Consider the following 15,171-nt stretch of genomic DNA (forward strand, 5'->3'; position numbering starts at 1 on the left):
GTTCCTCGAGAAGAGGACGCCTCTCAGCTACTCCGCCGCCGCGACCACTCCTTTCTCCCAGCATGCCAGAGTGCTGCCTCATGCAGCGACGACATCCGCCACCCGGTGGAGGTCCGAGGACGACGTGAAGTAGTGTGGCGAGAAACGCACTCCTCCGCCGCGCAACGAGCAGCGCACTCCGTTGTCCAGCAGTCGACGATGATACCCCGCATCGTTTCGCCCGCTGGACGCGATGAGAATCCCGGACCGGTGCTCGTCGCCGTAGTCATTGAGGACTCTCCAGCCAAGATCGCGAAGAAGCTTTGCCAGGTAAGCGCCAGCGTGAAGGATGTGCGACTCGATGGCCGCCGGCCCCGCCTTGAGCACGAGATTGACCGCGGCGCTGATACCGACGATGCCCGCGGCGTTCTCGGTGCCTGACTCATACCGACGCGCGTCCACCGCCAGCTTGGGCTCGTGGTCGAAGTCGAATGGCCTGTCGACACTCAGCCACCCCGTGGTCGATGGGTAGAGGCTGTTAAGGGCTCGTTCGGAAAAGTGCGCGAACCCGATTCCCAATGGTCCGAGCATCCATTTGTGGGCACTGACGACGAGGACATCTATCAGCGACGCTCGGACATCGATGGTCATCGCACCCAAGGCCTGAGTTCCGTCGACAACGAGGAGGGCGTCGAGCTGACGACAGAAGTCTCCCAAAGCGCGAAGGTCGTATCGATAGCCGGAGGAGTACTGCACTGCGCTGACGGCAACCACCCGGGTGCGATCGTCGATCAGTTTCCCGAAGTCGGAGATGAGGGCATGCCCCTCAGCCATGGGTACTTCGCGAATCTCGACACCGTGACGACGAAGCTGTGTCCATGGGTAGAAGTTCGACGGGAACTCGTTGACTGGAACGACAATGTTGTCGCCATGACGCCACTGGATGCCGTTGGCAACGATGGCAAGACCTGTGCTCGTGTTCTGCGTGAGCGCGATCGATGAGCGCGAACCGTTCACGAGCGCGGCGAGCCGTTCGACCGCGAGGGCTTTCTGGGGATCTGCCCCGGCAATCCAGGCCCCGATTCCGTTCGCTTCGTGATCCGCGGTGATCTGCAGTATGGCTTCTCGCACATCCGAGGAGATGATGCCGACAGCAGCCGCATCGAGATATGGCGCTTCCTGGGTACCGGGATATAGGGAGCGATGTATGCCGTCGAATTCCTGAGTCATCTCGTTCTCGCTATTTGATAGGGGCGATAGATCGTACCGGGGCAGACCGTTTGCCGCGCGGGCGTCACCCGGGCTCGGTGGCAGTACTCTTGGGCTCGAGCTCGCTGAGGTAGTTATAGATCGTGAAACGGGTGACGCCGAGCGCCTTGCCGACCGTTTCCACGGAGTCGCGCAGCATGAACATCCCCTGAGCTTCCAATGTGGCGACCACGCGAACCTTGTGGTGTTTCCGCATTAGCTCCGGGGCGACGCCCACTTCAGCGATCGCTCGAGAGATGAGCAGCTGTGCAAGTTCGTCGATGCTCCGGGGGAAATGCTCGACGCTGGATCGGGACATTGGCTCTTCGGCGGGGGTCTCGGTGGTTGGGGTGCTGCCCCTCGCGGTCGCGATGGTCGAGGGATCATCCTTCAGGGCGAGATTGGCGATGTCACGCACTCGCCGCCAGAGCGATACATCGTGGTTGAGGCACAATGCCCCCACCGGGCTGCCGTCCGGTGCGCGCAGTATCAGGGTGGAGCTGTTGACGATGCGCCCGTCGGGCAGATGGCTGACATACTCGCGGAGGTCTTCTGTCGCTCCCGCGGCGAAGTGGGCGAGCAGCAGGTCGGTGGGCGGGTCGCCCTTGACACGGTCTGTCAGAGCGCCGCCGACCGCGACGACAGTGGCATCGATGTCGGCGAAGTCATGGAGGATGATCTCGGTCGACGGAGGAAGGACGTCGCCCAGCTTCTCGATCAGGGTTGTCAGGCTGGCCATGGACAACGGCTGCGAGTCATGCGTGACCGTTAGCTGGTCCGACGGTGTGGTGTCGGGCGATGCGATGGGCGTACTCATAGATCACGACTTTCTCGGCTGGCATACCGCGCATGGGTGATTGGTTCTCGAGCAGCTACTCGCTCCGGCTAAATTAGGGGATGGACGGCACTCGATGGTCTTAGTGTAAGGACGGCCTCGCAGCGCCCCGTGGCGCGGTCGCCGCCCCTGAGGCCTGGGTCTGATCACGGGACCGGACGACCTGCTGCCGGTTCCTTCACCTTCCGTGGCGCGAATCACTGGTTGAGAGGAAGTCAGGCCACGACCCGACGCAGGAACTCGCGTGTCCGCGGCGACTTTGCATTGCCGAACACGTCTGCGGGAGTTCCCAACTCCCGGATCTCTCCAGCTTCGAAGAACGCGACGCGGTCCGCGACGTCTCGAGCGAACCCCATCTCATGGGTGACCACGACCATCGTCATCCCCTGCTCGGCGAGATCGCGCATGACGTTCAGAACATCCCCGACCAGTTCTGGGTCGAGGGCAGAGGTGGGTTCGTCGAACAGCATCACCTTGGGGTTCATCGCCAGAGCTCTAGCGATGGCAACGCGCTGCTGTTGGCCCCCGGACAGCTGCCGCGGGTAGGCCGATGCCTTCTCGGCAAGCCCGACTCGATCGAGCAGCTCTCGCGCCCGATCCTTCGCGACCGACGCCTTCACTGATCTGACGCCGGTTGGAGCCTCGATGATGTTCTGCAGGACGGTCATGTGGGGGAAGAGGTTGAAGTGCTGAAACACCATTCCTATGTCAGCGCGCTGACGGCAGACGTCCTTGTCGCGCATCTCTCGCAGAAACGTCTTCTCCCGGCGATAGCCGAGCAGTTCACCATCGACGAAGATCGCACCTGAGTCGATCTTCTCCAGGTGGTTCATGCATCGGAGCATCGTCGTCTTTCCTGAGCCGGATGGTCCGATCAGGCAGACGACTTCGCCTCGTGAGATCTCCAAGCTGACACCTTTGAGAACCTGCAGATTCCCGTAGCTCTTGTGGACGTTCTCGGCGTTGATCATCGGCTGTCCGGCCATTCCCGTCTGGGTCATGACGCTGCTCCTCGAGGTCGTCTGAGCATCAGGTTGCGGCTGAATCGCGCCCAGAGAGAGACGGGCGCCGACCGACTGCTTCCGCGGCTGAACCGCTGTTCGAGGAACCGTTGCCCGAAGGAAAGAACACTGACTACGACCAGGTACCAGATGCTGGCAACGACCAGCAGCGGAATGATCTGGAAGCTCTGCGAGTAGATTGACTGAGCCGAGTACAGCAGCTCCGATAACGTGATCACGCTGACCAGCGACGTCGTCTTGAGCAGGTTGATGAACTCATTGCTCGAGGGCGGGATAATCAGCCGCATGGCCTGGGGCAAGACGATCCGTTGGAGGATCCTCCTCTTGGGCATTCCGAGAGCCGTCGCCGCCTCACTTTGACCCTGGTCCACTCCGAGGATGCCGCCGCGTACGATCTCGGACATGTATGCCGCTTCGTTCAGCCCGAGCCCGAGGATGGCCGCCATCAGCGGCGTGATCAGCGCGTTAGTGGACTCACTGAAAAGGACCGGCCCCCCGAAAGGCAGCGCGATGGTTATCTCCGGTATCAGGGACGAAAGGTTGAACCAGAAGATCAGCTGCACCAGCACGGGAGTGCCACGAAAGAACCACACGTAGATCGCACTGGGAACGCTGAGTATCGGGTTCGGCGACATCCTCGCTACGGCCACCAGCGTGCCGAGGACGACGGCGATAACCATACAGACGACGGTCAGCCAGATAGTCGTCCACAAGCCCTGCAGGATCCGTGGGAAGAACAAGTACTGCCCGACCACGTCCCATTCGAAGTTCTCACTGGTGACGAGGAACTGCACCAGGAGCAACGCGAGGAACAGCACGAGAACGCTGGCTACCCACCTTCCTGGGCGCCTCGGCGCTTTGGTGCGCAGTTGCGACGCAGGAGTTTCCACGTTCGCATGACCGTCCCCGCCCAAGATGGGGTGCGACGTAGAAGTTGACATGTGATTCCTTGGAGTTGGTCCGGGTATCGCTGAGGCGGCTAGCTGCCGGCGATCACGTCCGCCGGATCGGTGAAGACGGTCGCCTCGGTGACGGTGTTCTTGCTCTGTCCCCATTCCTCGGCGAGTTGGCTGTACGTGCCGTCATCGATGAGACCCTGCAGAGCCACCCGAGTGGCAGCGAGAAGGCCATCGTTGTCCTTGGCGATCGCGAATCCGGTGGGCGACGTGGCGTAGGCCTCGCCGATGTCCTCGAGTTGACCATCGACCTGCTCATTGATGTACGCGGTCGTGGTGGAGTCGTCGAGCCTGGCTTCCACACGCCCGTTGAGCACCGCCTGCACAAGCGATGACTGGTCGGGGAAAGTCGAGACGACGATTTCCGACTCACCGCCCTCCACGCACTCGTCGTTCAAGGTCTGCACCTGCACCTCGGCTGCGCTGCCGGTCTGCACTCCGACGGTGTGACCGCACAGCGAGGAAACGCCGTCAATCCCGACGTCGCTTCCTTTGAGTACGGACACCACAGTTCCTGCGCTGAGGAACTGGACGAAGTTCACCTGCTCAAGCCTTTCCGGAGTGATCGTGAACGTCGCCATGGCGAGGTCAAAGCGACTGTTGGTCAGCCCCGTGATCTGTCCCTCGAACGGAATCTTCTGCAGATCGACCTCGAGGCCGAGGGCATCGCTCAGAGCCGCGACCAGATCGATGTCGAAGCCCTCGTTCACACCGTCCGTCGTTGTGTACTCGAATGGCGGGTAGCTCAGCGAGCTGGCAACCACGAGGGTGCCGCGATCGCTGATCTCGTCCGGCAGCAAGGCTCGCGCCTCTTGGTTCACGGCCGATGTCGACGAAGACGAGTCAGAGAGAGCAGGCGTATCGCCGTCATCCGACGCACATCCCGTCAGCGCGATCAGGGACACCGCGGCGGTCGCGGTGACAACGAACTTCGAGATTGCGGTGACACGGGACATGACGGACTCTCCTGGGGAGTCTCGGGCGGCGCTGACGCAACGCGGGGCTGATACGGGAGTGATTCGTGATTGTTCCTGCCACCCACAGTTGAGTATCTCAACACAAAGTCGCAGTATGCGATTGATAATGGCAAAGGACTGCCATCCCCCTCATGATAATCAACAGTTTGTTGACTCTTTGCGTCACTTCCGTCACCGGCTTGTTACAAGTTGTTAACAGTTCGTTACGGCACCCAGCCAGGTGATGTGACCAAGGCTTCCTCGTCCGCGCGTGAGCCTCGGGTATGGCCCGTCGCCGGGCGCCCTATCGAAGTTCGACAGGCCACCCGAAACGTCTGTGAAATCTGGAGTACATACATTGAGCAGCATGATGAGTGGGTATGGACATGTCCGCTGAACAAGACCAGTTGTTCCTCACTGATTTCTGGACGATGTCGTCGTTCGGCGCCACGGAACGCGGCGGAGTACATCGCGAAGCGGGGACAGCAGCACACGGTGAGCTCACCGACTGGTTCGCCGGGCTCCTCGCCGAGTCTGGATTCGTGGTGCGACGGGACGCGATCGGAAACGTCTATGGCCTCGCCGAACTCACTCCGGGAGCCCCGTATGTGCTGTTCGGTTCGCATTTGGACAGCCAGCCCTACGGTGGCAAGTACGACGGCGCCTACGGTGTTCTCGCGGCGCTTCACGCGGCACGACGGGTTGTGGACGCTCACCGCGTTGCCTCCACCGCTCCGAAGTACAACATCGCGGTGGTGGACTGGTTCAACGAGGAAGGCAGCCGATTCAAGCCGGGGCTCATGGGTTCGGCAGTGGTGACGGGCAAGGTCTCACTCGAGGCCGCCCTGGACTCCACCGACCCACGTGGCGTTTCAGTGCGCGAAGCCCTCGCCGCAATCGGCGGCGTTGGAGACTTCGAAGCGCCCGTCTTGGCGGGGTATGCCGAGATACACATCGAACAGGGCCCGTCGATGGCGGAGTCCGGTCACACCATCGGTGCGGTACACGCGACCTGGAGCGCATACAAGTACGACGTCCTAGTCAAGGGAGAGCAAGGCCACACCGGTTCCATGAGGATGGCCGACCGCCAGGATGCGCTCTTGGGCGCTGCGTACTTCGTCGCCGCCGTCAACGAGCTGATCGAGCACTTCCCAGTGGAGAGTCTGCACACTACTGTCGCGGAACTTCACGTCGAACCGAACTCGCCAGTGACGATTGCGCGCGAGGTGCGGATGGGTATGGACATGCGGGCGGAGTCGACCGAGGTCCTGGACCAGGCGCTCGCCTTGCTGAGGAAGCGCGTCGCAGAAATCGAAGCGAAGACGCGCACCACGATCGAGTTCCCCGACGGGGTCGTCTGGGATGCCTCCGATTTCATCGAGAAGGGTGTGAGCCTCGTCGAATCCGCCGCAGCGGACCTCAACTTGCCGGGTACCCGCGTGAAGACACTCGCCGGCCACGATGCCACCCATGTCAAGGACATCGCACCTACGATCCTGGTGTTCATCCCGAGTATCGGCGGTCTCTCGCACAACGAACGCGAGTTGTCGACCGAGGCAGACCTGCTCGCCGGCTTGAACGTCTTCGAGAAGGTCGTCGCCGGCGTCGCGAATGGCGAACTCGACTGAGCCCGCTTCACTCTCATTCAGCTGCCACCGCAGTTGAATGAGAGCGAGATGAAGCGATAAGGAGCGCCGCGGTGCGTGGGCCGAGGCGCGACGCTGCGGCCAGCTGATCAGCAGTGTCGACATCACGCCGCAGTGAGGATTCTGCGGCGATATCGAGCAGTTCACACGCGCGCGCGAGATGGCGTGCAAAGGAATCCGGCCCGAACGCGCTGTTCCATGTCACGCCGGTACGCGCCGTCAGGAACGACCGAAACCCGCAGGTCGCCCACGAATGTCGTCGCGATCTCTGTATCACCGGTCACGACGGCGACGCGCGCGACGTCCGTGCAAGCGGCGGCGGCAGAGATCGTGTCGAGCGCGATCGCGCGTGCCAGCGGCACCCGCGAGATGCCCGGCACGGCGAAGCCGCGACTTGCCGACCGCCGCGGGCTTGACCGGGATGACGACGACCCAGCCCGTGCGCGACTCCTCTGTTCCGGGGGCACGACTCGCAGACACGGCATCCGCAGCGGCGGATCGGCGGAGTCGTGCGTCGTCGGCAGCGGTCTCGGTCACGCGCCGAACCGCGCGCGCAGCCGCGGCAGCACCTCTTCACCGTAGAGGCGCAAGAACCCGGCCTGATCGAAGCCGGGGTCGTGGAACACGAGGTGACGGAACCCGAGGTCGACGTAGCGGGAGATCTGCTCGACGTGCTCGTCGGGGTCAACCCCGACGATGAACCGCGAGGCGGCGCGCTCGATCGGCAGCTCGGCGGCGCGACGCTGCATCTCGATGGGGTCGTGGATGCCCATCTTCTCCTCGGGCGAGAGGGCGAGCGGCGCCCAGAAGCGCGTCTTCTGCAGCGCCTCCTCCCGCGTCGGCGCGAGCGATACCTTCACCTCGATGAGCGTGTCGATCGCGTCGTCGGCGCGGCCGGCCTTCTCGAGCCCCTCGTACAGCGCAGGCAGCAGCGTGTCGCTGTAGAGCGACGGGTCTTTGCCGCTGGTCGTGATGAAGCCGTCGGCGATGCGGCCTGCCAGCCGGGTGGCGGCGGGCCCGGCGGCGCCGATGTAGATCGGCACGGGCGTGGTCGGCCGGTCGTAGACGGTGGCATCCGTCACCTGCCAGAAGGTGCCCTCGTAGGTGACGCGCTCGCCCGCCCACAGCCTCTCGATCAGGGTGATGGCCTCTTTGAGGCGCTGGAAGCGCTCCGGGGGGTCCGGCCAGTCGAGTCCGAGCGTCACCTCGTTCAGCGCCTCTCCGGTGCCCACACCGAGGATCACCCGGCCGGGGAACATCACACCGAGCGTCGCGAACGCCTGCGCGACGACGGCCGGATGGTACCGGAACGTCGGGGTGAGCACCGAGGTGCCCAGCAGCACGCGGGACGTGCGGGCGCCGACCGCGCCGAGCCAGGGGAGGGCGGCGGGGGCGTGGCCGCCCTCGTGCATCCACGGCTGGAAGTGGTCGGAGATGAACACCGAGTCGAAGCCGACGTCCTCGGCGAGCACGGCGAGGTCGGCGAGCTCGGCCGGGTCGAACTGCTCTGCGGATGCCTTGTATCCCAGGCGCAGGGGGATCGTCATGGTGCTCCCATCGGTGCGGGGTCGGAGAGGATGTCGGCATCCTCGGTCGGATCGGTCGTCGGATCGGTCGGGTCGTCGCCGTGCTCGCGCGTGGCGTCGCCTGCCCGCAGGAACTCGGAGCCGTCGGTGGCGGCGAGCATCGCGCGGAACGCGTCGACGGTGCCGGGCCACAGCAGGGTGAGGCGTCCGGAGCGCTCGTCGACGTACCAGTTGCGGCATCCGCCGGCGACCCTGGGCGTCGCGGCGGCGGCGCTGTCGATCTCGGCGCTGTAGGCGCGCTCTGTCTCGGAGCGCACGCGCAGCACCCCGCCGAGGGCGGATCGCCGGCCGAGCGCGCGCGAGACGTAGCCGGCCTGCTCTTCCGCCATGAGCACCGAGGAGTTGTGGCCGAGCGAGGCGTTGGGGCCGTTGAGCACGAAGAGGTTCGGGAACCCCGAGACGACCGTGGACGCGAACGAGGTCATGCCGCCGCTCCAGTGGGCGGCGAGGGTCTGGCCGCACTCGCCGCGCACCAGGTCGGCGTAGGGCTGGCGCGACGAGGCGAACCCGGTCGCGAGCACCAGCGCGTCGGCCTCGTACCGGGCGCCGCTCGCGGCGACGAGCGTGTGTCCCTGGACGGCGACCAGGGCGGACGCCTCCAGCGCGACCCGGTCGGAGGCCACCGCCGGGTAGAAGTCGTCGGAGAGCAGCACCCGCTTGCAGCCGAACGCGTAACGGGGGGTGAGCGCGTCGCGCAGCACCGGGTCGGCGACCTGCGAGCGCAGGTGGGCGAGGGCGGACGCCTCGGCCTCGGCGGCGGCCCGCGCATCGCCCGACCGCGAGGCGAACCGGGCCTCCCCCTCCGCGTACAGCTCGGCGCGCAGGGCCGCGAGCTCGTCGGGATGCCGGGCGAACCGCGCGCGCTCGGCGTCGGTGTACGAGCGCTCGTCGCGGGGCACGATCCAGGCGGGGGTGCGCTGGAAGAGCGTCACACGGCCGGCCGTGCGCGCCAGCTCCGGCACGAGCTGCACGGCCGAGGCGCCCGTGCCGACGACGGCGACGCGCGCACCCTCGAGGGGCGCGTCGTGGTCCCACCTCGCCGAGTGGAACACGGGTCCGGGAAAGCCCGCGAGGCCAGGCAGGTCGGGGATCGCAGGCTCGGTGAGCCGGCCGCACGCCAGCACGAGAGCATCCGCCTCGATCACGCCGGGCTCGGATCCGCCGGTCTCGACGCGCCACAGGGCGGCTGCGGCATCCCAGCGCGCCGACTGCATCGGCGTGCCCAGGCGCAGATGGGGTGCCAGCCGTTCGGCGATGACGATACCGCGGAGGTAGTCGTGGATCTCGGACCCTCGTGCATACAGTCCCGACCATCCCGGATGCGGGTGGTCGGCGAAGCCGTAGAGATGGCTCGGCACGTCGCACGCGACGCCGGGGTAGGTGTTGTCGCGCCAGGTGCCGCCGACCGAGGAGCCTCGCTCGATGATCGTGAAGGACTCGCGGCCGGCGCGCCGCAACGCCATCGCCATCGCCAGCCCCGCGAATCCGGCGCCGACGATCGCGACCTCGACGCGCTCGGGCGTGCGTTCCTGAGCCTTGGTCACCGCACCGCCGCCTTGCGGTCGGCCGGCGGCTCGCGGTAGTCGGTGGTGCGCTGGCGGAACGGGCGGAACAGGCGCTGCGCGATGCGTGCGGCGTCGTGCAGCGGAAGCTCCTGGCCGTGCTCGATGCCCGCCTCGGGCCGCACGCGGCCGTCGAGGAGCGTGCCGCCGAGGTCGTCGCCGCCCGCACGCAGCAGCTCGGCCGCGACCTCGCGGCCGTACCGGGTCCACGGGATCTGGATGTGAGGGATGCTGCCCGACACCAGCAGCCGGGAGACGGCGACCATCGCCCGGTGCTCGTCGAGGTCCCCGCGGCCGGCCACGAGCGGCACGCCATGGCCCGGCAGCGGGATCGGCACGAACTCGCTGAACCCGCCCCCGGCTCCCGCGGCGGTCGCGGCATCCTGGATCGCGCGCAGCCGTCTCAGGTGCGCGATGCGCTCGCCGGTCGTCTCGACGTGCCCGTAGAAAAGCACCGACGTCGAGCGGAACCCCGCCCGGTGCGCGGCGGCGATGCCCTCGACCCAGCGGTCGATCTCCAGGTCGCCGGGGGCCACGCGTGCGCGCACCCGCTCGCTCAGCACCTTGACCCCGGTGCCCGGTACGGTGTCCACGCCCGCGGCGCGCAGCGCCGCGAGCGCGCCGTCGAGCCCGAGCCCGCCGCGGTCGGCGAGATCCCAGACGTCCTGCGGGCGGTAGGCGTGCAGGTGGCTGCGGCCGGCCGCGGCCTTCACGGCGCGGGCGATCCGCAGGTAGCCTTCCGGGTCCTCGCCGGCGGGCAGCATCCCCTGCACGCACAGCTCGGTCGCGCCCAGCTCCCACGCGTCGGCGGCGATGTCGCCCGCGTCGGCGAGCGTGAACGTCGCCGGGTCGTCGCCGCGAACGCTGCGAAGCCCCGTGGAGGTGAGGTTGCGGTTCACGACGAGGCTCACCGCCTCGCCCACGGTGTAGCGGCGCACGTCGTCGGCGGCCTGGACGAGCGTGTCGAGATCGTCGCCGGTGGATTCCAGGAGCGTCGCCCACTCGGCGTCGTCGAGGCTCAGCGGGTCACTCGGCGCATGCTCGACGAGCCTGCGCCCCGGGCGCCCCGTCGACCGCACACGTCCTCCCGCGGGCCGTGTTCCGGAACCGGCGCGCTCCGTCGCCCCGGCCGGATCGACCGTGGCACGGGGTGCGGGGGATGCGGCGGCCAGGCCCGTGGCGGGCTCGGCGAGCGCGGCGACGGCGCCGTGCAGCACCGGGTCGATCCAGCGGTCGCGGTCGATCACGTACTCCGGCTGCGCGGTCAGCCGCTCGCGCAGTGCGAAGCCGAGCGACGCGGTGCGCTCGGCGAGCTCGTCGATGTGCGGCCACGGCCGCTCCGGGTTGACGTGGTCGGCGGTCAGCGGCGACACGCCGCCCCAGTCGTCGGCCCCGGCGCGCACCAGCAGCTCGAACTCGGACGGGTCGGAGAGGTTCGGCGGCACCTGGACGCGCATCCGCGGCCCCATCACGATGCGGGTCACCGCGACGGCGGCGACGTACTCGAGGAGCGCGGCATCCGCGGCCCCCGCCATCGCCGTGCGGGGCTTCGCGCGGAAGTTCTGCACGATGACCTCCTGCACGTGACCGTGCCGGGCGTGCGCGTCGCGCAGCGCGACGCGCGACTCGGCGCGGTCGCGCAGCGTCTCGCCGATGCCGACGAGGATGCCGGTCGTGAACGGCACCCGTGCCCGGCCGGCGTCCTCGATCACGGCCAGGCGCACCGCCGGGTCCTTGTCGGGCGAGCCGTGGTGCACCTGGCCGGGCTCCTCGAACAGCCGTCGCGAGGTCGTCTCGAGCATCATCCCCATCGACGGGGCGACCGGCCGCATCGCCGCCAGCTCATCGAGTGACATGACGCCGGGGTTGGCGTGCGCGAGCATCCCGGTCTCGTCGGTGATCAGCCGCGCCATCGCCTGGACGTAGTCGAGGGTCGAGGCGTAGCCGTGCTCGTCGAGCCACGTACGCGCCTCGGGCCAGCGGTCCTCGGGGCGGTCGCCGAGGGTGAGCAGCGCCTCTTTGCAGCCCATCGCCTGACCCTGCCGGGCGACCGCGAGCACCTGGTCGCCGGTCATGTAGACGGGCTTGTGCTTCTTGAGGAGCTGGCCGGGCGTGTCGACGAAGATGCAGTAGTGACAGCGGTCGCGGCACAGCGTCGTGAGCGGCACGAACACCTTGCGGGAGTAGGTGATCACCCCGGGCCGACCGGATGCCTCCAGCCCCGCGTCACGCACCCGCGACGCCGACGCGAGTACTTCCTTGAGCATGGCAGGGGCCCCGCCAAGGAGCATCTCGGTTTGTGCGACGTCAAGTCGTTCGCCTGTCTCAGCGAGTCGCAGTGCCTCACGGAGCGCTTCTCGTTCCGACATCGACGAGCGTGGCGGCTCGATAATGGTCATCGATCTCTCGTACATCGATAGTCAGATGCGATCCAGATGAGCACCTCACGCTTACCGGTGAACGGAACGATCGTGCGAACACTCCCTATCAATTCTGGGGGAAGCCCAGGTTGATGCCGCCGTGGGAAGGATCGAGCCAACGAGACGTCACCGCCTTCTCCTGTGTGAAGAAGCGGAAGCCCGCAGTACCGTAGGCCTTTGAGTCGCCGAAGATCGAGTCCTTCACACCACCGAACGAGTGGTAAGCGACCGGGACGGGGATCGGTACGTTGACACCGATCATGCCGACCTCGACCTCGTTCTGGAATCGGCGGGCCACTCCCCCGTCGTTGGTGAAGATCGCCGTGCCGTTGCCGAAGGTGCCATTGTTGATCAGCTCGACACCCTCCTCGTATGAGTGCACACGCACCACCGAGAGCACGGGGCCGAAGATCTCGTCAACATAGACCGAGGACGAGGTGGGGACGTGATCGATCAGGGTGGGACCGAGCCAGAACCCGTCGGCATCCCCGTCGACCTCGATTCCACGGCCGTCTACAACGACCGTCGCGCCATCGGCGTCAGCGACATCGATGTAACCCGCGACTTTGTCCCGATGCGCCTCGGTGATCAGCGGGCCCATGTCGCAACCGCGGCGACCATCTCCCGTCCTCAGACCCGCCATCCGCTCTTGGACCTTCGCGACGAGCTCGTCTGCAATCGTGTCGACTGCAACGAGCACTGAGATGGCCATGCAGCGCTCTCCTGCGGAGCCAAATCCTGCATTGATGGCGGCATCGGCCGCGAGGTCCAGATCGGCGTCGGGCAGCACCAGCATATGGTTCTTGGCGCCGCCGAGAGCCTGTACGCGCTTGCCGTTCTTAGCGGCGGTCTCGTAGATGTACTGGGCGATCGGTGTTGATCCCACGAAGGAGATGCTCTTCACATCCCCGTGGTTCAGGAGGCCGTCGACAGCCTCCTTGTCACCGTGCAGGACATTGAAAACTCCGTCGGGCAAACCTGCCTCCGCGAACAGCGCTGCCAGCCAGTTCGCCGCCGACGGGTTCTTCTCGCTCGGCTTCAGCACCACCGTGTTACCCGCAGCGATCGCTATGGGGAAGAACCACATCGGCACCATTGCCGGGAAGTTGAAGGGGCTGATGATCCCCACCACGCCGAGCGGCTGCTTAATGCTGTAGACATCGACTCCGGTCGAGACGTTCTCGGAATACTCGCCCTTGAGGAGGTGCGGGAAGCCGGTGGCCAGTTCGACGACCTCAAGGCCACGGCTGATCTCCCCCAGAGCATCCGAAACGACCTTGCCATGCTCAGCGGTGACGATCTCAGCGAGTTCGCTCTTCCTGCTGTTGAGCAGCTCACGGAACGCGAAGATCACCTGCTGGCGCTTCGCCATGGAAGTGTCCCGCCAGGCTGGGAAGGCCGCCTTCGCCGCGGCGACCGCGGCATCGATCTCGGTCGGTCCCGCGAGCGCGACGCTCTTGGCCTGCTTGCCGAGCGCGGGATCAAAAACGGGCGCCGTGCGGCTGCTCGTCGGGGTCAACTCTCCTCCACCGACCCAATGCTGGATCACAGGAAGCGCGTCGATTGTCGTCATTGGTTCTGTTTCCTTAGTCAGTTCTGTCAGAGCGCCGCGAATGCCGCGTCGTAGATGGAGATCGCTTTGTCGACCTCCGCCTCGGTGACGACGCAGGGCGGCACCACGTGCAATCGGTTGTCCGCGAAGAACGGCAACAGGCCTTGGGAGAGCATTGCCGATTTGAGTTTGCCGATGACTGCGGCAGGTACCGGTTCCCGAGTGGAACGGTCTGCGACCAGGTCGAGCGCCCAGAAGACACCGAGGCCGCGCACATCGCCGATGATCGGGTGCCTGTCTGCGAGATCGGCGAGTCCGAGAGCGATCTTCTCTCGCCCGATCCGATCAGCATTCGCCACGATTCCTTCCGCCTCCATCGCGTCGAGCGTGGCTACTATCGCCGCCATGGCGAGCGGATGTCCCGAGTAGGTGAGACCGCCGGGGTAGACCGCGTCATCGAAGGTCTCAGCGATCATCGATGGGATGATCACACCTCCTGCGGGGACATAGCCGGAGTTCACGCCCTTTGCGAATGTGATGAGGTCGGGCAGCGCGACTTCACCGTCCTCGGCCAGCGACTGGAAGGCGAACCAGCCGCCCGTGCGTCCGAATCCAGCCATCACCTCGTCGAAGATCAGAACGATGCCGTATCGGTCTGCGATTGCACGCACCCCAGCCAGGTATCCGGGGGGCGGAACGATCACACCTGCCGTGCCCGGAATGGTCTCGATCAGGATGGCGGCGATCGATCCGGCGCCCTCTGCCTGAATGACCCGCTCGAGGTGGTGCAGCGCGCGGTCCGATTCCTCTTCCGGGGACGCCGACCAGAATTCCGAACGATAGGTGAACGGGCCGAAGAAGTGCACGTGTCCGCGCGAGTACTCATTCGGTACGCGCCGCCAGTCTCCAGTGGCCACGATGGCTGCTCCGGTGGCACCGTGGTAGGAGCGATAGGCAGAAAGAACCTTGTCACGCCCTGTGAACAGGCGTGCCATCCGGATGGCGTTCTCGTTGGCATCGGCGCCACCGTTGGTGAAGAACACCTTGCTGAACGAGGGGCCGGCACGGTCGAGGATTCGCTGTGCGGCGTGACCGCGCGTGAGATTGGCGTGCGCAGGCGCCACGGTGGTGAGCACATCCGCCTGCTCCTTGATCGCCGTGATCACGGCGGGATGCTGATGGCCGATGTTGGTATTGACCAGTTGCGACGAGAAGTCGAGGTACTCGTTTCCTTCGAAATCCCACACAGTCGATCCGCACCCGCCGGCAATCACCAGAGGATTCAAGGCAGCCTGAGCTGACCAAGAGTGGAAGACGTGGGCACGGTCGAGTTCACGCGAGATCTGCTGGTCGGCGGGGGCGAGCGTAAGAGACATGTACTGAGTTGCTTCGCTTTCCATAACCGTGCG

12 protein-coding genes are annotated in these 15,171 nt (G+C 65.9%); 1 reads left to right on the forward strand and 11 read right to left on the reverse strand.

The features are described from left to right. Positions 1-78: 78 nt before the first annotated feature. The 5 genes from GVL03_RS06850 to GVL03_RS06870 form a co-directional block, all read right to left on the reverse strand. The gene (locus GVL03_RS06850) at positions 79-1,209 is read right to left on the reverse strand and encodes an aminotransferase class V-fold PLP-dependent enzyme (RefSeq protein ID WP_159500242.1); all 1,131 of its coding nucleotides are present in this window, start codon (positions 1,207-1,209) and stop codon (positions 79-81) included. A gap of 64 nt (positions 1,210-1,273) precedes the next feature. Next, a complete protein-coding gene (locus tag GVL03_RS06855) occupies positions 1,274-2,044 on the reverse strand; it encodes a transcriptional regulator (protein WP_159500243.1) in 771 nt (256 codons plus the stop codon). Positions 2,045-2,277: 233 nt separating this feature from the next. After that, positions 2,278-3,063 (reverse strand): amino acid ABC transporter ATP-binding protein, encoded by a 786-nt coding sequence (locus GVL03_RS06860; protein WP_306770317.1) that lies wholly within the window; start codon positions 3,061-3,063, stop codon positions 2,278-2,280. Beyond that, positions 3,060-3,902, reverse strand: coding sequence for an amino acid ABC transporter permease (locus GVL03_RS06865; RefSeq protein ID WP_235038052.1), 843 nt, complete (start codon positions 3,900-3,902; stop codon positions 3,060-3,062). Before GVL03_RS06865 ends, GVL03_RS06860 begins: the two co-directional genes overlap by 4 nt. A gap of 161 nt (positions 3,903-4,063) precedes the next feature. Then, positions 4,064-4,996 (reverse strand): ABC transporter substrate-binding protein, encoded by a 933-nt coding sequence (locus GVL03_RS06870; protein WP_159500245.1) that lies wholly within the window; start codon positions 4,994-4,996, stop codon positions 4,064-4,066. Positions 4,997-5,376: 380 nt separating this feature from the next. Between GVL03_RS06870 and GVL03_RS06875 the strand changes: the two genes are divergently transcribed. Continuing rightward, the gene (locus GVL03_RS06875) at positions 5,377-6,624 is read left to right on the forward strand and encodes a M20 family metallo-hydrolase (protein WP_235038053.1); all 1,248 of its coding nucleotides are present in this window, start codon (positions 5,377-5,379) and stop codon (positions 6,622-6,624) included. Between the two features lie 161 nt (positions 6,625-6,785). Here GVL03_RS06875 and GVL03_RS22275 read toward each other — a convergent pair whose 3' ends face one another. From GVL03_RS22275 to GVL03_RS06905, 6 genes are all read right to left on the reverse strand, one after another. Further along, a complete protein-coding gene (locus tag GVL03_RS22275) occupies positions 6,786-7,022 on the reverse strand; it encodes a hypothetical protein (protein WP_235038054.1) in 237 nt (78 codons plus the stop codon). 153 nt (positions 7,023-7,175) lie between these two features. After that, the gene (gene fgd / locus GVL03_RS06885; protein WP_159500246.1) at positions 7,176-8,189 is read right to left on the reverse strand and encodes a glucose-6-phosphate dehydrogenase (coenzyme-F420); all 1,014 of its coding nucleotides are present in this window, start codon (positions 8,187-8,189) and stop codon (positions 7,176-7,178) included. Then, complete coding sequence (locus tag GVL03_RS06890; protein WP_235038055.1) at positions 8,186-9,772, reverse strand: NAD(P)/FAD-dependent oxidoreductase; 1,587 nt, start codon at positions 9,770-9,772, stop codon at positions 8,186-8,188. The genes fgd and GVL03_RS06890 overlap by 4 nt, the downstream gene beginning before the upstream one ends. Then, positions 9,769-12,057, reverse strand: a complete 2,289-nt coding sequence (gene cofG / locus GVL03_RS06895; protein WP_235038056.1) for a 7,8-didemethyl-8-hydroxy-5-deazariboflavin synthase CofG — start codon at positions 12,055-12,057, stop codon at positions 9,769-9,771. The genes GVL03_RS06890 and cofG overlap by 4 nt, the downstream gene beginning before the upstream one ends. 220 nt (positions 12,058-12,277) lie before the next feature. Beyond that, the gene (locus tag GVL03_RS06900; protein ID WP_159500248.1) at positions 12,278-13,783 is read right to left on the reverse strand and encodes a CoA-acylating methylmalonate-semialdehyde dehydrogenase; all 1,506 of its coding nucleotides are present in this window, start codon (positions 13,781-13,783) and stop codon (positions 12,278-12,280) included. Between the two features lie 26 nt (positions 13,784-13,809). Beyond that, positions 13,810-15,138: an aspartate aminotransferase family protein gene (locus GVL03_RS06905; protein ID WP_159500249.1), complete on the reverse strand. Its 1,329-nt coding sequence runs from the start codon at positions 15,136-15,138 to the stop codon at positions 13,810-13,812. Positions 15,139-15,171: the final 33 nt, after the last annotated feature.

The sequence above is a fragment of the Microbacterium sp. 18062 genome (assembly GCF_902706225.1).
Classification (GTDB): Bacteria; Actinomycetota; Actinomycetes; order Actinomycetales; family Microbacteriaceae; genus Microbacterium.

Coding starts and splice junctions, on each gene's coding strand:
- cofG (WP_235038056.1), bottom strand. CDS start 12,057: ATGCTCAAGGAAGTACTCGCGTCGGCGTCGCGGGTGCGTGACGCGGGG.
- GVL03_RS06860 (WP_306770317.1), bottom strand. CDS start 3,063: ATGACCCAGACGGGAATGGCCGGACAGCCGATGATCAACGCCGAGAAC.
- GVL03_RS06855 (WP_159500243.1), bottom strand. CDS start 2,044: ATGAGTACGCCCATCGCATCGCCCGACACCACACCGTCGGACCAGCTA.
- GVL03_RS06850 (WP_159500242.1), bottom strand. CDS start 1,209: ATGACTCAGGAATTCGACGGCATACATCGCTCCCTATATCCCGGTACC.
- GVL03_RS06905 (WP_159500249.1), bottom strand. CDS start 15,138: ATGTCTCTTACGCTCGCCCCCGCCGACCAGCAGATCTCGCGTGAACTC.
- fgd (WP_159500246.1), bottom strand. CDS start 8,189: ATGACGATCCCCCTGCGCCTGGGATACAAGGCATCCGCAGAGCAGTTC.
- GVL03_RS06875 (WP_235038053.1), top strand. CDS start 5,377: ATGGACATGTCCGCTGAACAAGACCAGTTGTTCCTCACTGATTTCTGG.
- GVL03_RS06870 (WP_159500245.1), bottom strand. CDS start 4,996: ATGTCCCGTGTCACCGCAATCTCGAAGTTCGTTGTCACCGCGACCGCC.
- GVL03_RS06900 (WP_159500248.1), bottom strand. CDS start 13,783: ATGACGACAATCGACGCGCTTCCTGTGATCCAGCATTGGGTCGGTGGA.